Raw genomic sequence first — 18,786 nt, 5'->3', positions numbered from 1 at the left:
CGATGATCGTCAATAAGTCGCAGAGTGCTAAGGAGTGAGCAGCAAAAACTGCGCTCTAACTTCTTTTGCTGAGATTGTTCGGCTATGAATTTTTTCTGGCCCATGTGCGGGCACCTAGTCATGTTTTTTGATGAAGTAAACATCTTGCGGTTCCAGTTAATTCCGAGCTGCGAATAGCATAAACCCCGGCTCTCTCATTCAGGAGGCCGGGTTAATAAGTCGCTCTAGGAGGCTCAGAATTTGTCCGCTTTTTGTCATAGGCATTAAGATGCGTTGCATTTTATCCCGGGTCAAGTGAAGAATTCGAAATAAGATGGTTAGTGTAACTTGCTGTGGTCTTTCAGAAAATCAACGCCGATGAAAAGCATATTGACGTTTTTACCGTCGGCTGACAGCGGCAGAATAATATCTTCGATGAATTTAAACTCTTTGTATTGCCCCAGATAAGGTGGATTGGCGATCACGGGTTGTTTGTTCATGACGGCATCTTCCAGAAATCCCCAAAGCTTGCTGGGTTTTTTCTGATGTGGAATTTGTGACATCCAGGTTCCTGTGGGGTTCTGGCTTATGTGCCGCACGATTTCTGAACCAACCAATCTGTATCTGAAATCCAAAGGTTCGGCCTGGACTTCGTGAATTAAGATATTTGGTAACAGATGGCCGAGATCTGCAGGATCAAGGTCTGCACGTGCAGGCATCAATTTGTCGCCTTTTTGTTGGTTCCAGTATTGATAAAGTTCAAAATTTTTAACAGATTTTAGTTTCTTGGGATCAAACATGGGGATCAAACACTTAATTTACTTTCAGTACGTCATTTCTTCCAGATGGCTTTGCCCGAGCCAGGAAGCCCCAGATTAGTCCACATATCATCAACTTTATCGATCACATCCTGATCCATTCTAATCTCTTCACCCCATTCACGTTTGGTTTCCGGTTCCCATTTATCTGTTGCATCCAGACCAATTTTAGATCCCAAACCACTTTCGGGAGAGGCGAAGTCGAGGTAATCAATGGGCGTTCCCTCGATCACCGTAATGTCCCGCGCCGGATCCATCTTAGTGGATACAGCCCACATCACATCCTTCCAATCGCGGGCATTAATGTCGTCATCAACGACAATAACCCATTTTGTATACATGAATTGGCGCAGATAGGACCATACGCCCAGCATGACACGCTTGGCATGTCCGGGATATGCTTTCTTCATGGATACAACGGCAATCCGATAACTACAGCCTTCGGGGGGTAACCAGAAGTCGGTGATTTCAGGAAACTGTTGTTGGATAAGCGGTATAAAGACTTCGTTCAAAGCTTCGCCCAATACGGATGGCTCATCCGGTGGACGCCCTGTAAAGGTCGAAAGATAGATTGGGTTTTTCCGCATGGTGATGGCGGTTACGGTGAAGACAGGGAAGGGTTCTACAGAATTGTAATATCCCGTGTGGTCACCGTATGGGCCCTCGTCACCGTATTCATCAAGGCTGACAAAACCTTCTAGAATGATCTCTGCATTTGCGGGAACTTTGAGAGGAACGGTTTTACAGTCAACCAGTTCAACTTTTTTTCCGCGGAGCAGGCCCGCAAATTGATATTCAGAAAGTGTATCAGGGACTGGCGTTACAGCAGCGATGATTGTGCCGGGGTCAGAGCCAAGAACGACAGCTGCGGGCAAGGGGTCTGGTTTTTGGTTTTTCCAGCGGGCGTAGTGTTGTGCGCCCCCCCGATGTTTGAGCCAGCGCATAAGCGTTTTGTCTTTGCCCAGCACCTGCATTCTGTAGATGCCAAGATTATAGACGTCTGTTTTCTCGTCTCCGGGGCCTTTGGTTACCACAAGCGGCCAAGTAATGAGCGGGGCGGGTTCTCCGGGCCAACAGGTCTGGATTGGCAGTTTCGATAGATCAATATCATCGCCTGTGAGAACAACTTCCTGACAGGGGGCGGACGATACGCTCTTGGGCTTCATTGCCATCACTGTCTTCAGCAGTGGCAAATTGCTCCAGGCTTCTTTCAGGCTTGCGGGCGGTTCCGGCTGGCGTAGGAAGGCAAGGGTTTCGCCGACTTCTCTTAGCTGTTCGGGGGTGCGTTCCATCCCAAGGGCAACACGTTCAACCGTACCAAAAAGATTGACCAGGACGGGCATACCATAGGGCGTTCCGTCCTGGTGCACGACGTTTTCAAAAAGGACGGCGGGTCCTTCTTCTGCCAATAACCTTGTTTGTATCTCGGTCATCTCCAGTTCAGGAGATACCGGATGAGAGACTCTGACTAAGCGACCTTGATTTTCAAGGTGAGAGATAAAATCCCGTAACGAGGCGTATGGCATTATAAAAAATCATGCTTCTTCTGGTTCAACGATCAAGGCTGTGCCTTCAACGCTGGTTATACTCACCTTCGTGCCCTTAGGTAAATCCCTACCTTTGATTTTCCAGATAACTCCATTGACCGTTTCCCGACCCATGCCGTTTTTCAAATCAGCTGTAAGAGCAAGTTTATGTCCAATCAGGTCTGAACCGCGCTTGTTCAGGTTTGGATTATCAGACGCAGGAGGGTTCTTGCGCGCATAAATCCGCCAAACAGCAACTGATACAACGGAAAGAACAGCAAAGATAATAATCTGTTTTTCCCAGAGAAGGTCTGGAAAAATGTAGAGTAACCCGCCTACAATTCCCGCGGATATTCCCATCCACAAGGCAATGGCGCCAGGGGCAAAAACCTCGACAGCCAATAAGAACAGGGCAAAAACCCACCAATACCAAAATTCGACACCAGATAGATCAACCATCTGAATTAAGCTCCGTCTTTGTTGTTTGAGCCCCAAGGTGATTTGGATGATGTTGTTGTATCATCACCTAGGGCCGTTTTCGCCAGTTCGGCAACGCCTGCGATCGAGCCAAGTATTCCTGTCGCTTCCATTGGCAGGATCATGGTTTTCTGGTTGGGAGAATCTGCGAACTTGCCAAAAGCTTCGACATATTTTTGGGCCACAAAATAATTGATGGCTTGAATGTCACCTTCGGCAATAGATTTGGACACTGATTCAGCAGCCTTTGCTTCGGCTTCGGCTTCACGCTCACGGGCTTCAGCATCACGGAAGGCCGATTCTTTCCGGCCTTCAGCTTCCAGAATTGCAGATTGTTTTAGGCCTTCTGCACGCAGGATCTGGGCCTGACGAACACCTTCGGCCTCGAGAATGTTCGCACGTTTGTCACGCTCAGCTTTCATCTGACGCGCCATGGATTCAACCAGATCAGCAGGGGGCGTGATATCCTTGATTTCAATACGTGTTACCTTTACGCCCCAGGGCGCTGTTGCTTCATCCACCACTGTAATAAGCTCGGCATTGATTTTGTCACGTTTTGACAAAAGTTCATCCAAATCCATCGACCCCATAACCGTACGGATATTTGTCATGGTCAGATTTAATATTGCGCGCTCTAGGTTCCTGACTTCGTATGCTGCCATAGCTGCGTCAAGAATTTGATAGAAGACAACGCCATCGACCTGAACAAGTGCGTTATCTTTGGTGATCACTTCCTGTGATGGCACATCCATTACGGTTTCCATCATGTTAAGTTCGGCACCGACACGATCAACGATGGGAACGATCAAGTTTAATCCCGGGCTAAGGGTTTTTGTGTATCTACCAAATCGTTCAATTGTGTATTCAGTACCCTGGGGTACGGATTTTACCCCCATAAGAACAAGTATGACCGCAAGTACAACGACTGCGATAGCAAAAATGGAAAAAGCGGAAAGCATGGTAACCCCTTGAATGAATTTTTAAAATTTATGCAACCTGTGCGATGAGTATAGCGAAAAAAAACAGAAACTGAATTCTTAAATGTGTGTGCTACCTTATAGAGGTTAAATTAAGCGTAAGGCTATGTTTTATGGTGGGTTTTATGGTGTTTTTATGCGGCCCGCACGCTTTAAGTGTTTTCTTGGGGGTATCTCTTTGGATTTTTTTTACACATTTTTCTGAATTTTTTTCTATTACTCTTTTGTTAAGGGGCCTATAGTACCCAGAAGTGCGTATGTACCGAGACAATTTCGGCGATTAGTATAGAGTAACAGTAATGGCACAACAGTTTTTTGTGGTAGGCGGCGAATATGCAGATACTTCTTTCTGCGAAGCCGTTGGGGGGGACGAAGAGTGGATCGGCCCGTTTGCAGATTATGAATCCGCAAAAAAAGAATGGTCACGCAGAGCGTGGCTGACGGTTGATGAGTGCACAACGCGTTTCCGGATTGAGAGAGTCGATAAAGACGCTCCGCCGCCCTGTACTGACTAAATAACGTAACTTATGCCCTGGGAACTTCCGCGTGACCAGAGTGATAGGCTTCGCTTGGCAAAGGGATATCCCTTTATTGCCCCACAGACGTCATATCTATTCGTAGATGGGCGCAGTGAAGACTTCGCTAAAGTTACCGAGTATGGCATCAAACTTTCCGATCGAAAGCCTGTGATTGCGCATGGTTCTAACCGTGCGCCGGAACAGCTCGCCAGAAAGTTTGTTGGGCATCCTTCAGGGCAAGATCCGATTCCTTTAACGACAATCTGGCTTCATGACCACGACGTGGTTTATTCTGCGCATGTTGCGCGTTATGGGTCAGTTGCTGCCGAGTTGGTATATTGCCCGGGGACCAGTGTTCAGGTTTTCCTGACATGGTTAACCGAAGAGCAGCTATGCCGTATGCATGATACGGAATTGCCGGGCGGTAATTATTCTTATGGACATATTACCTGTCGATGGGAATCTGTCGAAGGCTTTGACTTGCCAGCCGATACCACACGTCTTGCTGTCTATCGAAGCTCGTTTGGTGCCTTGAATTATCAGGGGAAGCCTGTTGCCTTAAGCGCAATACCGGCTCGTAATCGGCAATATGAAGATCTTGGGCAAGAAGCGGTATTAAAGTTGGTTCACGTGGGCCATGGTGTTGATGGAGACCTTGATCGTGCGATCTTGAAATCTATCGAAACGCCACAATATAGAAGCAAGGTTGTGGAAGCTGTCAGAAAACAATCATTGGATGTTTTTCATCCTTCCTATAGTATATCCCGTTAATACACGCATTCAGTGCAGGTGAGTTTTTTCCTTGCATTTGAAAACCAGGTTCTTTAAGACCGCGCAACATCGTGGCTTTACAGGGGTTTTCTGCATTCGGCATTAGACCGCGATTGAGCCAAAGTCATCTACTGGTTGGGGAGGACGCAAAGTGTCTACTGCACACGCCCTCTTCCAATTGGGGATGGACTTGAATCAAGGTTCAAGCACCACCCAAACGGAAGAAAACGGATCCGCTTGTCGGACTGGTATTGAAACTAAAAATGTCGAAGCTTCGAATGTCGTTAGCTTGGATGAAGAGCAAAAAGATTTCTTCATTGAGCGTGACGGTGAGAGGTTTGCCGGTACCCATTTGATCATTGATCTCAAAGGGGCAGACCGGTTAGATGATTTAAAGTTTGTCGAAAATACCCTTATAGAATGTGTTGAAAAGTCCAAGGCGACGCTTTTGCACATACATTTACATCACTTTACCCCTAATGGCGGGGTTTCGGGTGTTGCTGTTTTGGCTGAATCACATATTTCCATTCATACCTGGCCTGAAAAAGGTTATGCGGCATTGGATGTGTTTATGTGTGGTGATTCAGAACCTCATAATTCAATTGATGTTCTGAAAAAAGCTTTCGGTCCCGATGAAGTTCTCGTTGAAGAAATTCGTAGAGGGAAAGAAGCTGGAGCTGAAGAAACAGATGAGGCCGAAACAGAATGAAGAGTTGGGTGACAGAAGAACTGCACGCAGACATTCATTCGAGTTTTCGTGTCAAAGAAGTTCTTTTCGATAATAAAACAGAGCATCAGAATCTCGTGATCTATGAGAACGAGATCTATGGTCGGGTCATGGCGCTGGACGGCGTAACCCAAATTACGGAACGGGATGAATTCATTTATCATGAAATGCTTGCCCATCTTCCGATCTTCGCCCACGGAGCCGTTAAAAAGGTTTTGATCGTAGGCGGTGGTGACGGGGGCATGCTTGAAGAAGTGCTAAAACATCAAACTGTTGAGAAGGTAACGATGGTCGAGCTGGACCGGACTGTTATTGAGCTCAGTAAAAAGCACCTTCCCATGATTTGTGGCAATGCATTTGAAGATCCACGACTAGATCTTGTGATCAAGGATGGCTGCCTCTTTATGAAGGAATGTTCGGAGAAATATGATCTAATCATTGTTGATTCGACGGACCCGATTGGCCCTGGTGAAGTTCTCTTTACAGATAACTTCTACACAGATTGCAAATCATGCCTTGAAGAGGGCGGTATTCTCGTTACGCAGAATGGCGTACCCTTTTTACAGGCTGATGAACTGAAATCGACATTGACGTTCTTTAAGCCGATCTTTGCCGAGGCCACATGTTATCTGGCAACAGTACCAACATATGTTGGTGGCCCGATGGCTTTTGGCTGGGGGACAGATCAAAAGGGATTGAAGGATATTTCTCTGGATCAATTGGAAGCCCGTTATAAGGCTGCTGCAATTGAGACGCGGTACTATACGCCCGAGATCCATCGAGCTGCTTTTGCTCTGCCGGGATATGTCCAGAAGTTGGTCGCATAAGTTAGCGGATTATTTCTGTTAGTGATCTGTTTGATCTAAAGATGAAGGCTGCCAGAATTAACTGGTAGCCTTTTTTAAATAGTGTTTTTTCGAAATGAGTTGGGCGGGCATTAAATTGCGAACGGAGTTCCCAAAGAAGATGGCGTCTGCTCTTTTGAGATCATCAAGGGTTAAAACGGCTTCGGTAAGATCTTTGTAACCTGTTTTAAGCAGATGTGTTCTCAAGGTGCCGTTCAATACACCGCTTGAAATTGGCGGTGTGAGAAGTTTACCCTCAATTTCAATAAAGACGTTCGTTCGTGCGCCTTCTGTAACTTCGCCGTGTTCGTTGGTAAACAGAACCTCTGTGCAACCTGTTGACTTACTTTGTTCGGCAAGCTCGTCTTCGTAAAATTCTCTGCGTGTTGTTTTATGGTAGAAGAAAATATCACTGCTATCGACAGTTTTATCCGAAACAACAAAACCAATCGACTTTTGAGGATCAGGTTGTTCCATTGGTGTGGCGGTGACGGTTGTTGTCCCATCTTTGTGGAGTAAAAGTCTGACGCGTTGTGTGCCTTCGAGCTCTATGTTTTGGAGGGCTGAGCACACGCTTTCCCGATCAAAAGGATAGGCAAAGAAACCTGCGGAGTTCTCGAGGCGTTCCAAGTGCTCTTCCAAGAGGAAGTATCCCGTGCCTTCCTCCCAACGGAGTGTTTCGATAAGATCAAAAAGCGGTTTTGCGTATCCGGCCAGATTGCCAGATAGGAACTGTCCCTTGAGGAGGCATTCCTGGTATTCAGCCTCGGGACTGGAATCATACACAATACCGCTGCCGATACCCATTTCACCTTTGCCGTTTCTGTCCACCATCAGGGTGCGGATGGCGACATTGAAGCGCGTGTCTCCATTGGGGGCAATGTGTCCTAAACTTCCGGTATAAACACCGCGGGGCTGTTCTTCTAGTTCAGAGATGATTTCCATGGTGCGCACTTTGGGGGCACCTGTAATTGAGCCGCAGGGAAAAAGCTGTTTGATAAGATCAACGGGGTTTATTTCTGATCGAAGTTTTCCGATGATGTTCGAGGTCATTTGATGCAGCGACCGATAGGTTTCTACGGTGAAGAGTTCCGTCACCTTTACACTGCCAACCTCGCATACACGGCCCATGTCGTTTCGCAAAAGGTCAACGATCATCAGGTTTTCCGCACGTGATTTTTCGTCTTTGGTTAGCCAGACCTTGTTTTCGTTATCTTCCGCCGGGCTTTTCCCACGTTGTACGGTTCCTTTCATGGGGCGTGTTCGGGCTTCAACTCCTTGGGTTGAGAGGAAGATTTCCGGTGATAGTGAGAGAATAGTGTGCTGCCCTGTCTCGATATAGGCGCCATTGCTCACATTTTGCCGCTGCCGTAGTTCCTGAAACAACGCAATGGGGTCACCGGATATGTCAAAGTGATGTTTGAAAGTGTAATTGACCTGATAGGTGTCGCCGGCTGCAATATAGTCCTGAACTTTATGAATGGCGTCGCAATAGCTTTGTTCATCCATCGAAGGCTTCAGGTTTGCAAGGTTGTAATCTCCGGAACGTTGCCTTGCCAGGAACTTGTGGGCCTCAGCCGGATTAAGGGTGATTGCGTCGTCGAAAGACCCGAACCATAACAAAGGAACGTTACGATCCTTATTGGACGGTAGTAGAGGCGTGAGTTTGTCTTCGAGAAGATAACCGAGTTCATAAGATAAAAAACCCGCCAGATGTTTTCCCGTCTGTCTTTCTTGCTCGACCAAAGAGAAAGTAGCTTGTAGTTCTTCGGGGCGTTCACAGCTAATGATTTTACCGGGATTAATGAACAAGATTGAACCTTTGCCGGAAAGAGTGTCATCCAGCAGTACAAATGGGTGCTCTTGTTTATGTAGGTACTCGTTCATCGGGCCAACAGTGGATTCAATTTAGCAAGAGAGCTTTAGCGTGCTGGTACATTAAGGTCCAGCTTTAAGCGTACTTGTCAGAAGCTATCGTCAAAAAAACAAGATGTAATCCCATTTCAAGTTTCTCAGCAGTCAGATCGCGCCTTATTATGATGAAAAACCGTAGTAAGGAAAAGTTTAACGCATTTTATTTCTAGGCTTGTTTAATTTTGATGGAACTCCCAAACGCATGCATTTCTGACATCCGTATCTTCCAAAGCAGAAGACGTTTGTACGCCATAGGCGATTAACTTTTTCAAACCGGATTTTGGAAGATAAGTTCTGCCAGGGTCCCCCATTAGAACGAGTACCCCTGTTGCAGAAAGTTGCCAAAGCCAAGTTGTGATTTCTTTGGCCATTGGCCCTTCATAACAGACATCACCCGCCAGAATGACATCCCAACCCTGATTGTCTTTCCCCACCAGATTTTCTGTCGTGGTTGTAAGGATTACCTGATTCAAATTAGCATTTAGCTCTGTGGCGGTGATGGCAAAAGAATCTATATCTGCTGCGAGAACTGTTTTGGCCCCGGACATCTTCGCGGCAATGGCTTCTATGCCGCATCCACAGGCAAAGTCGAGTACGCTTTTGCCGCGTACAATATCCGGATTATCAAGGATATACTGTGCAAGAGCCTGTCCTCCAGCCCAGGCGAAGGCCCAGAATGGTGTAGGTAGCTGTAGATTGTTGAGTTCTTCCTCGCCCAGTTGCCATAGCGGCAGATCTTCATTGGCCAGATAAAGCTCAATTTTATTGCCGAGAAGTGGAGTACCTGCAGGCCTGGTATTTTCGACAATAAAGCTTTTGGGATCGGATATCTGTGTCATTAAATACTGAGATACTTCTGATGTTGGGTTACTTAACCGTAGCTGCGAGATAGATCCCAGCAAGGAAGATCCAGCCGATGTTTCTGTTTGATTTGAATTTGCTGAGGCAGTCGTTGGGATCATCAATGCGAACGGTCGTAATTTGCCAGAAGAAATGAAAAATGAGACCGGCAATGCCAAACCAAAAAGGCCATTGCAAACCCATCAACCATCCCGCAGCAGCAAAACAGAGAGAGCAAGTGCCGTAGAAGAAGACCAGCCAATGTTTTGTTTTTTCGCCTAGTTTTAAGGCTGTGGATTTCACGCCAACCAATGCATCATCTTCTTTATCCTGATGCGCATAGATTGTGTCGTACCCAAGTGTCCAGGCTATCCCGCCGACATAAATCAAGAGGGGCGGAAGGCTGAGATCTCCGCGTATCGCAGCCCATCCGACCAAGGCTCCCCAGTTGAACGTCAGGCCCAGCCATGCCTGAGGCCAATAGGTTATTCGCTTCATAAAGGGATAACAGATCACCAGCAAAATGGCGGATGAGGCCAATATAATCGTATAGGTGTTGAACTGTGAGACGACGGCTAAACCAATAGCTAACTGAATCCCCAGGAACACTGTCGCCTGTTTCATTGATAACTCGCCACTGGCCAGGGGGCGTGTGGCAGTACGGGCGACTTTCTTGTCGTATTCACGGTCTGCCATATCATTGATCGTACAGCCCGCCCCCCTCATTACCAAGGCGCCGATTGCAAAGAGCCCTATAAAGTAAAGGGGAGCAAAAGGGCTGCCGATTTGATAACCTGGTGCACTTGTTGCCAAGAGCATCGACCACCAGCATGGAAAGAGTAATAACCAGGTTCCAATCGGGCGATCCAATCTGGCCAGACGAAGATATGGCCGGGTCCATGCGGGGGATATTCTTATGATTAAACGATCATTCGCGATGTCGCTAGCATTGTCACTAGCATTGCCACTGGCATTGTCGCTGGCATTATTGGTCATATCGGCGTTGTGTTATCTCTTTAGGGGGTGTTATCTACTTGTTTAATTATGAGTGATACACCTGAAGTACTACTTTGTGAAGGTAGGTTCGAGAGATGGAACGAGTTGTAACCAGACTCTATGTGGAAGATAGCTTGAGCCAAGGGGCGACCGTCGGTCTTGATGCCGCGGGTGCGCATTACCTGCGGTCTGTCTTGCGACTTAACACGGGCGCACGAATCGGTCTTTTTAATGAAAAAGACGGTGAGTGGCTTGGCGTTATTGAAGGCTTGGGTAAGGGGTGGTGTTCACTACAAATTGAAGAACAGCGCCGAAAACCCACGCCAGAGCCGGATATTTGGCTTGTTTTTGCCCCGATTAAGCGTTCAAGAATCGATTTCCTTGCCGAGAAAGCCGGGGAACTTGGCTGTTCCCGTATCCTACCTGTTTTTACCCGCTATACTGACGTGAAGCGAATTAATCGTGACCGACTTGCCGCGCATGCAAAAGAATCTGCCGAGCAATGTGAGCGCTTGTCAGTGACAACGGTTGATGATGCCGTCACGTTGGACAAGCTCATTGAGAAATGGCCTGATGACAGGCGGTTGATCGTTTGTGCGGAATTTGGCGATGCAAAGCCTATTGCAGAGATGCTTACAGAGATACTGGTTAAAGAACCAGATGCCGGTCAACGCCCGTGGGCTGTTTTAATCGGTCCGGAAGGTGGTTTTGCTGAAGAAGAGCTTGAAGCTCTTCGTCGCCTTCCTTATGTGACACCAATAGGTCTTGGCCCAAGAGTTCTTCGGGCTGATACTGCTGCTGTTGCAGCCCTGTCTTGCTGGCAGGCAATTTTAGGAGATGGGGGTATGCGCCCACCAAAAGGTACAACGCCGGTTACTGTTGCCTAAACACGTGATCGAATTTATGGCCGGATTTATGGCCGAATATATGGAATGTAAAACATGTCCGACGCTTCTTCCTCATCAACCGTAATTACGGATAAAGCCCAACTGATTTCCTATTTGGAAAGTGGCAACAAACCAAAAGACCAATGGCGTATTGGGACAGAGCACGAAAAGTTCGCTTTTTGTGACGAGACTTTTAAGTCGCTGAAATATGACGGCGAAAAATCAATCAAGATGATCCTTGAGGGGCTTGCCAATCGTTTTGGCTGGACGCCAGGTTACGAGGGCGACAACATCATTGCTCTGACAGATAGCGGTGCGTCGGTCACACTGGAACCGGGGGGACAGCTGGAGCTTTCGGGTGCGCCTTTGGAAACCGTGCATGATACCTGTCGTGAAGTGCATGCCCACCTGCATCAGGTCAAAGAGATCACTGAACCTTTGGGCATTCATATGCTGGGGATGGGTTTTAACCCCAAGTGGGGGCAAGAGGGCGTGAACTGGATGCCAAAGGGCAGATACAAGATCATGCGCGAATATATGCCCAAGCGTGGTAACCTCGGCCTGGATATGATGACATTAAGCTGTACTGTACAGGTCAATTTGGACTTTTCCAGTGAACAGGACATGATTCACAAATTCCGCACCAGCTTGGCATTACAGCCGATTGCAACAGCTCTTTTTGCGAACTCACCTTTTAGTAATGGGAAGCCAAACGGATTTTTGAGCTATCGCAGTCATCTTTGGACGGACACTGATCCCGATCGCTGTGGCATGCTTTCCTTTGTTTTCGAAGACGGCATGAGCTTTGAGCGTTATGTGGATTATGTGCTCGATGTGCCAATGTATTTTGTGTATCGCGACGGTCAATATCTGGATGCCAGCGGCCTATCGTTCCGTGATTTCATGCAGGGCAAATTAAAAATACTTCCGGGTGAATTGCCGACGTTAAAAGACTGGGATGACCATATCACTACGGCTTTCCCCGAAGTTCGGATGAAAAAGTTTCTGGAAATGCGCGGTGCAGATGGTGGCCCGTGGAAATCGTTGTGCGCCTTGCCTGCGTTGTGGGTTGGGCTGCTTTATGATCAGTCTGCGTTGGATGCAGCTTGGGATCTTGTAAAAGACTGGACAGACGAAGAACGTCAGCTTTTGAGAGCCGAAGTTCCTGAAAAAGGGTTGTCTGCTGTTGTAAGGGGACAAAAGCTTCAGGATATTGCGAAGCAAGTGGTTGAAATTGCTGCCAGTGGTCTGGAAAACAGAGGTCGTACTGATGCGCAGGGGCGGGATGAAGTGCACTTCCTGAATACCTTGATGGAAACTGCCGAAAGTGGGATTACACCCGCTGAAGAAAAGCTTAAAGCCTATCATGGTCGCTGGAATGGATCGGTTGATCCTGCCTTTGTTGAATATGCTTATTAAGCACGGGCTATATCAAGGTTCTAAAAATACGCTTTATAAAAGTTTTATAGGGTGACGTTATTTTAAAAAGCTGATTATTCTCATGAGAATAATCAGCTTTTTTTATTTGAAAATTCCCAAAAAAGAACCCCGGTAAAAACCGGGGTATAAAGATATCGATACAAGGGTCGATAGGAGGTTGTAAATAAAATACTACTTTGAATTGCATTAAGGAAGTGTTAATTTACAACTCTGTGTATTTCTCTTACTTAGGCCGTTCCGCCGACAGTAATTCCATCAATTAAAAGTGTGGGCTGTCCAACGCCAACGGGAACGCCCTGACCATTTTTGCCACAGGTTCCAACGCCGTCATCCATTTCCATATCATTGCCAACCATGGAAATTTTTTGCATGGCGTCCGGCCCATTTCCAATCAAAGTTGCGCCTTTTACAGCTTCGCCGACGTTACCGTCTTTTACTTTATAGGCTTCGGTACAGGCAAAAACGAATTTACCGGATGTAATATCAACCTGACCGCCACCAAAATTCACGGCGTAAATACCATCCTTCACGGACTTGAGCATTTCTTTGGGATCATGTTCACCGTTTAACATCACTGTATTTGTCATGCGCGGCATTGGAATATGGGCATAGCTTTGTCGACGACCGTTACCTGTTGAATTTTGGCCCATCAATCGGGCGTTTTGACGATCTTGCATATAGCCGACGAGAATGCCGTCTTCAATCAGGGTTGTGCATTGTGATGGTGTTCCTTCGTCATCAACCGAAATTGATCCCCGGCGATCCGCGATGGTGCCATCATCAACAACGGTAACGCCTTTTGAGGCAACACGTTCGCCGACACGATCACTAAAGGTCGATGTCTTCTTGCGGTTGAAATCACCTTCCAGGCCATGACCAACAGCTTCGTGTAGGAGGATACCGGGCCAACCCGGTCCGAGGATGACCTGCATTTCACCGGCGGGTGCCGGAACCGCATCCAGATTAACCAGTGCCCGTCGGATAGCCTCGTCTGTTCCCTTTTGCCAGTAGGCTGGATCAAGCAGGCTATCGTAAACAAAGCGGCCGCCACCGCCATAGGACCCGCTTTCCATTTTATCGCCCTGTGCGACGGTTACGGAAATGTTTAACCGCACCAGTGGCCGGATATCAGCGACTTTGTGGGCATCGGCACGGATAATTTGTACAGCTTGCCATTCGCCAGATATTGATGCGCTGACTTGAACAACTCTGGGGTCTTTTGCCCGTGCATAAGCGTCAATATCGCTCAGCAGTTTAATTTTAGTCTCGAAAGCACAGGCAGATAATGGATTGTCTTCGGTATAGAGGGCCGAATTTGTTCCCTGAGGAGAACCAGCCATTGTGCCGGAGTGTCCGCTATGAATGGCTTGAACGGTATTCACTGCGCGTTTGATTGCTTCTTCGCTAAGGTCGCTTGCGTGAGCATAACCAGCACTTTCGCCCGCGATTGCACGAAGGCCAAAACCCTGAGATGTATCAAAGCTGGCGTTTTTAAGGCGCCCATCGTCGAACACCATTCCTTCCGATTGACGGTACTCCAAATAGAGCTCGCCATCGTCGGCACCTTTTAGGGCGTTGTTGACAATGCTTTCCAATCGCTTTTGATCCAGATCGGTGCGATTGAAAAAAAGATCGTCGGTCGTGGCAATGTAGCTCATAAATGGATTCCTTCATTATACCTTTACAGACAATATAGGTGCTCAAGATGAGAAGGCCAATGATCTTGGCTTCCAAATTAAAGAGAATCTTGCCACACTCCATTTTGTCAAAAGACAAAAAACGCTTCAAACTAAGAAAGCGGATAAAAAGAACTCTGTAAAATACAGAAATAAGGTCGATATAAGGAACAAAGATGTTGCGCGATCATCCCTTGCGGGTTGAGCTTTGTAACGAGTTACATGCAAGACCATTTACCCAGCTTACTGGTCCCGAAACGATTACTCACATAGGAATGTTATCAGGAGAGAACAAAGCAGAAGAGGAACGCGCCCACGTTGGGCTGTTATGCCAGCGCTTTAATGTGGCTGCACCTGCACCAGGAACGAAGCATTTTATGGCCGACCTTGGTCATTTTTATGTGGTTTGGGAACGTCATACAGAATTCTCCACCTATACTTTTTTTCGCAACAGAAAGGACCCGGATCGAAAGCAGTACGATACGGTGCCTAGCACTCCACTGAACAAAAAGGATTATCACGAACCTTTCTCGAGAACGGCTATAGAGCTGGTTCCTCAGGACTGGCTTAATGCTTTGCCGGGGCAGAGGCTTGTCGGTGTTCATCTCGAACTTGAAGGACACGATGCGCCGGAACGCACAATGCAGGAACAGGTGGCTTTTTTTCCAACTGGGAATCTCTCTGCGTGCACGCTTCGTGGCGGTCTTGCGGCCGTCTGGATGGACTTCAGTATCAATGAAGATGGCTATGGCAGGATACTGATCAAGGATTATGGTCTCAAGCCAAGGCAAATAGGCCGCGCGGTGCAGCGTTTGCTTGAAATTGATACCTATCGGATGATGGCTCTTCTCTCTCTTCCTCTGGCACAGCAGTATGGTGATCGGCTGGCAAAGGCTGGGCGTGTCCTTAAGGATATTACAACGCGTATGACTGACCATCGTAATGTAGATAATGAAAAGGAACTGTTGGGAGAGCTGACCGAGTTGTCAGCGGAAATCGAACAGGCCGCAGCGGCGACTAACTATCGGTTTTCGGCTTCAAAAGCCTATCATGAGCTGGTTAAACAGCGAATTTTGAAGCTGAAAGAAGGTAACATGGATGGCTTTCAGCGGATGGAAAGCTTTCTTGATCGACGTCTGACACCGGCTATGCGTACCTGTGAAGCCATGGCGTTGAGACTGGACACATTATCCAAAAGGGTTGCGCGCGCAGGGCAATTGTTGAGAACGCGTGTTGATATTCAACTGGAAGAGCAGAACTCTGCACTTTTGAAATCCATGGATAAAAGGGCAAGCATACAGTTGCGATTGCAAGAAACTGTGGAAGGCTTGTCAGTCGCGGCTATCAGCTATTATGTCGTTAGTTTGTTTTACTATTTGGCTAAGGGAATCAAGACAAGCGGAGTCGACATAAACCCATCTATCGCCGCGGCGATTTCTATCCCGTTTGTGGTGACGGTATTGTGGCTGGGGGTACGCCGTGTTCGAAGAATAGTTGAGCAAGAAAGTCGGAATTGAGACCGCAAATTTAATAAAGAAAGCCAAGATTTATGCGGTAAAAATCCTATTGCGTCATAAGGTCGCAGCCCAAGGACTAGGCCCTCATAAAAGGCTATAGTTTGCTTAGTGTTTATCTTTTGGTAGCTTAAAGCACCTAATATGCGCAATTCTTCTGTATATGGGCTTGTCCTCTCGGGTTTCAATAGGGTAGGTTGCGCCAGAATAACTTTGGAGTCCGGCTAGTGGCAGTATTATCCATTCTGCATATTAGTCATGGAATCGGGAAAGATACTTTGATCCTGATCAATTCAGGAACAAAAGTTGAAATAAAAAACAGGATGTTGAGTACATGACGTTTCTGAAACGGATTGCCTATCTAATTAGTGCTGTTGCACTGTTCGGCGGTTTGGCTGCTACTGGTCACGCCTCTCAGCCAGTTGAATGGGGTCTTGGTCTGCAAGATGCCGCTTCTCCGACAGCTGTTGCATTGGAAGAATTTCACGATCTTCTGCTTTATATCATTACTGCAGTTTGTGTGGTCGTTCTGCTTCTATTGCTTTATGTGATGTTCCGTTTCTCCGAGAAACGTAACCCTGTGCCATCAAAGACAAGCCATAACACACTTCTTGAGATCATCTGGACAGCTGTGCCAGTAATCATTTTGGTGATTATCGCGATCCCCTCGTTCAAGATTCTATACGCGGCGGACAGCAATCCCAATACCGAGATGACGATTAAAGCGATCGGCAAGCAGTGGTATTGGTCTTATGAGTATCCAGATCAAGGCGACTTTACATTTGATGCCTATATGAAGGCCGAAGATGAACTAGAGCCAGGAGAGCCACGTTTGCTGGCAACCGATAATGCGATTGTTGTTCCTGTAAATACCAAAGTTCGTCTTTTGGTAACTGCAGATGATGTGATCCATTCATTCGCTATGCCATCCATGGGACTAAAGCTTGATGGTGTGCCGGGTCGTATCAACGAGACATGGTTCGAAGTAAATGCCGAAGGCACATACTACGGTCAGTGCTCTGAGATTTGTGGTACAGGTCATTCCTATATGCCGATCATGATCAAAGCTGTTTCCAAGGAAGAATTCGACAAGTGGGTCGATTTCGCCAAAGAAGAGTTTGCCGCGATTGAAGACGATCGTTCCGTACAGGTTGCTCAGCTTAACTGAGAAGCTTCGATAGATTTCGCCGTTTAATCGGTTATAGCGCCAAGAGAAGCGCTCAAAAAAACGAAATGAGGATATGAGATATGGGTACTGCTGCTGAAGCCCATCACGATCATGATCACATGCCAGGGTTCTTTACCCGTTGGTTTTGTTCGACCAACCATAAAGACATCGGTATTTTGTATCTGATCTTTTCAGTAATTGCCGCTTTGATTGGTGGCGCATTTTCCGTGTACATGCGTCTGGAGCTACAAGAACCAGGCGTACAGTACTTTTTGACTGATGGTGAACCAAACGGTCAGTGGTGGAACGTTGTCGTAACGGCACACGGTTTTATCATGGTGTTCTTTGTGGTGATGCCTGCGGTTATCGGTGGTTTCGGGAACTACTTTGTTCCTTTGATGATCGGTGCTCCGGATATGGCTTTCCCGCGTATGAACAACATTTCCTTTTGGTTGATTGTTCCTGCGTTCCTTCTGCTTCTTGGCTCTGCGCTGGTTGGTGAAGGTGCAGGTACGGGGTGGACGGTTTATCCGCCGCTCTCATCCTTTGGACAGTCGGGGCCATCGGTTGATATGGCGATCTTTGCGCTTCACTTGGCGGGTGCTTCATCCATTCTGGGTGCAGTAAACTTCATCACAACGATCTTTAACATGCGTGCGCCTGGCATGACTTTGCACAAAATGCCTCTTTTTGTGTGGTCCATGCTCGTGACTGCGTTTCTGTTGCTATTGGCTGTGCCTGTTCTTGGTGGCGCGATCACCATGTTGTTGACCGACCGTAACTTTGGAACTTCTTTCTTCGATCCGGCCAAAGGTGGCGATCCGATCCTGTATCAGCATCTGTTCTGGTTCTTTGGTCACCCCGAAGTGTACATCATGATCCTGCCTGGATTTGGTATCATTTCCCACATCATCTCTACCTTCAGCCGTAAGCCTGTGTTTGGGTATCTCGGTATGGCCTATGCGATGTGTGCAATTGGCTTTGTTGGTTTCGTTGTTTGGGCACACCACATGTACACTGTCGGTCTTGATGTGAACACACGTGCTTACTTCACAACGGCAACCTTGGTGATTGCCGTTCCGACGGGGATTAAGATCTTCTCGTGGATTGCGACGATGTGGGGTGGTTCACTCCGCTTTACGGTGCCAATGGTCTGGGCGCTTGGCTTTATCTTCCTCTTCACCGTTGGTGGAGTGACAGGTGTGGTTCTTGCGAACTCCGGTATGGATCTGGCAATGCATGATACCTATTATGTGGTTGCGCACTTCCACTATGTTCTCAGCCTTGGTGCTGTCTTTGCGATTATCGCTGGCATGTACTACTGGATGGGCAAAATGTCCGGACGTGATTACCCTGCGTGGGCTGGTCATCTTCACTTCTGGCTGACGTTTGTGGGTGTGAACATGATCTTCTTCCCACAGCACTTCCTGGGTTTGCAGGGAATGCCACGTCGTTACGTTGATTACCCTGATGCCTATGCTGGGTTCAACGCGATTTCCTCTTATGGTGCTTACATTACCTTTGGTGCAACAATCTTCTTTGTTCTTCTTACTATCTGGACGATGAAGTTTGGCCGTCGTGTCGAAGATAACCCATGGGGTGAAAGTGCGACTACGCTGGAGTGGACAGTATCTTCTCCTCCACCGTTCCACTGCTTTAACGAGCTGCCAAAAATCAAATAACGGTAGCTAGCTATAAGATCCGGCCATTGCA

General features: G+C 47.3%; 17 protein-coding genes. 9 read left to right on the top strand and 8 right to left on the bottom strand.

What is annotated here, in order from left to right:
• Window positions 1-317: 317 nt before the first annotated feature.
• From WH95_RS04955 to WH95_RS04940, 4 genes are read right to left on the bottom strand one after another with little or no spacing between them, the layout of a single operon-like run.
• Window positions 318-779: a PAS domain-containing protein gene (locus tag WH95_RS04955; protein WP_046503806.1), complete on the bottom strand. Its 462-nt coding sequence runs from the start codon at window positions 777-779 to the stop codon at window positions 318-320.
• A 32-nt stretch (window positions 780-811) separates the two neighbouring features.
• Window positions 812-2,323, bottom strand: coding sequence for a UbiD family decarboxylase (locus tag WH95_RS04950; protein WP_046503802.1), 1,512 nt, complete (start codon window positions 2,321-2,323; stop codon window positions 812-814).
• A 9-nt stretch (window positions 2,324-2,332) separates the two neighbouring features.
• Window positions 2,333-2,782, bottom strand: a complete 450-nt coding sequence (locus WH95_RS04945; RefSeq protein WP_046503799.1) for an NfeD family protein — start codon at window positions 2,780-2,782, stop codon at window positions 2,333-2,335.
• Between the two features lie 5 nt (window positions 2,783-2,787).
• Window positions 2,788-3,759 carry an SPFH domain-containing protein gene (locus WH95_RS04940; RefSeq protein ID WP_046503796.1) on the bottom strand — a complete coding sequence of 324 codons (972 nt, stop codon included), beginning with the start codon at window positions 3,757-3,759 and terminating at the stop codon, window positions 2,788-2,790.
• A gap of 317 nt (window positions 3,760-4,076) precedes the next feature.
• Here WH95_RS04940 and WH95_RS04935 point away from each other — a divergent pair, with 317 nt between their 5' ends.
• The 4 genes from WH95_RS04935 (at window position 4,077) to speE (ending at window position 6,620) form a co-directional block, all read left to right on the top strand.
• Window positions 4,077-4,292 carry a DUF4170 domain-containing protein gene (locus WH95_RS04935; RefSeq protein WP_046503793.1) on the top strand — a complete coding sequence of 72 codons (216 nt, stop codon included), beginning with the start codon at window positions 4,077-4,079 and terminating at the stop codon, window positions 4,290-4,292.
• 12 nt (window positions 4,293-4,304) lie between these two features.
• Entirely contained in the window at window positions 4,305-5,066 is a 762-nt protein-coding gene (locus WH95_RS20440; RefSeq protein WP_052741814.1) for a hypothetical protein, read from the top strand.
• 151 nt (window positions 5,067-5,217) lie between these two features.
• Entirely contained in the window at window positions 5,218-5,775 is a 558-nt protein-coding gene (gene speD, locus WH95_RS04925; RefSeq protein WP_245622939.1) for an adenosylmethionine decarboxylase, read from the top strand.
• An 8-nt stretch (window positions 5,776-5,783) separates the two neighbouring features.
• Complete coding sequence (gene speE / locus WH95_RS04920; RefSeq protein WP_218044441.1) at window positions 5,784-6,620, top strand: polyamine aminopropyltransferase; 837 nt, start codon at window positions 5,784-5,786, stop codon at window positions 6,618-6,620.
• Window positions 6,621-6,677: 57 nt separating this feature from the next.
• Here speE and pabB read toward each other — a convergent pair whose 3' ends face one another.
• The 3 genes from pabB to ubiA all read right to left on the bottom strand — a co-directional run bounded on the left by pabB (window position 6,678) and on the right by ubiA (window position 10,388).
• Window positions 6,678-8,525 (bottom strand): aminodeoxychorismate synthase component I, encoded by a 1,848-nt coding sequence (gene pabB / locus WH95_RS04915; protein ID WP_046503789.1) that lies wholly within the window; start codon window positions 8,523-8,525, stop codon window positions 6,678-6,680.
• A 203-nt stretch (window positions 8,526-8,728) separates the two neighbouring features.
• Window positions 8,729-9,391, bottom strand: coding sequence for a class I SAM-dependent methyltransferase (locus WH95_RS04910; RefSeq protein WP_046503785.1), 663 nt, complete (start codon window positions 9,389-9,391; stop codon window positions 8,729-8,731).
• 28 nt (window positions 9,392-9,419) lie between these two features.
• Window positions 9,420-10,388: a 4-hydroxybenzoate octaprenyltransferase gene (gene ubiA / locus WH95_RS04905; protein ID WP_046503783.1), complete on the bottom strand. Its 969-nt coding sequence runs from the start codon at window positions 10,386-10,388 to the stop codon at window positions 9,420-9,422.
• A 95-nt stretch (window positions 10,389-10,483) separates the two neighbouring features.
• Between ubiA and WH95_RS04900 the strand changes: the two genes are divergently transcribed.
• Both WH95_RS04900 and WH95_RS04895 read left to right on the top strand, forming a co-directional pair.
• Window positions 10,484-11,275 (top strand): 16S rRNA (uracil(1498)-N(3))-methyltransferase, encoded by a 792-nt coding sequence (locus WH95_RS04900; protein ID WP_046503781.1) that lies wholly within the window; start codon window positions 10,484-10,486, stop codon window positions 11,273-11,275.
• Window positions 11,276-11,329: 54 nt separating this feature from the next.
• A complete protein-coding gene (locus WH95_RS04895) occupies window positions 11,330-12,694 on the top strand; it encodes a glutamate--cysteine ligase (protein WP_046503778.1) in 1,365 nt (454 codons plus the stop codon).
• Window positions 12,695-12,942: 248 nt separating this feature from the next.
• Here the strand turns inward: WH95_RS04895 and tldD are convergent, their stop codons facing one another.
• Complete coding sequence (tldD, locus tag WH95_RS04890) at window positions 12,943-14,373, bottom strand: metalloprotease TldD (RefSeq protein ID WP_046503776.1); 1,431 nt, start codon at window positions 14,371-14,373, stop codon at window positions 12,943-12,945.
• A 194-nt stretch (window positions 14,374-14,567) separates the two neighbouring features.
• Between tldD and WH95_RS04885 the strand changes: the two genes are divergently transcribed.
• The 3 genes from WH95_RS04885 to ctaD all read left to right on the top strand — a co-directional run bounded on the left by WH95_RS04885 (window position 14,568) and on the right by ctaD (window position 18,755).
• Entirely contained in the window at window positions 14,568-15,908 is a 1,341-nt protein-coding gene (locus tag WH95_RS04885) for a DUF3422 family protein (protein ID WP_046503772.1), read from the top strand.
• A gap of 331 nt (window positions 15,909-16,239) precedes the next feature.
• Window positions 16,240-17,073 carry a cytochrome c oxidase subunit II gene (gene coxB / locus WH95_RS04880; protein WP_046503770.1) on the top strand — a complete coding sequence of 278 codons (834 nt, stop codon included), beginning with the start codon at window positions 16,240-16,242 and terminating at the stop codon, window positions 17,071-17,073.
• Between the two features lie 80 nt (window positions 17,074-17,153).
• Window positions 17,154-18,755 (top strand): cytochrome c oxidase subunit I, encoded by a 1,602-nt coding sequence (ctaD, locus tag WH95_RS04875; RefSeq protein WP_046503767.1) that lies wholly within the window; start codon window positions 17,154-17,156, stop codon window positions 18,753-18,755.
• Window positions 18,756-18,786 lie beyond the last annotated feature (31 nt).

Origin of the sequence: Kiloniella litopenaei (genome assembly GCF_000982415.1) — a bacterium.
In the GTDB taxonomy this organism is placed as follows: Bacteria; Pseudomonadota; Alphaproteobacteria; order Kiloniellales; family Kiloniellaceae; genus Kiloniella; species Kiloniella litopenaei.
Note: the sequence above shows the minus strand (reverse complement) of the source record. Positions and strands in the feature narration are given on the sequence as shown.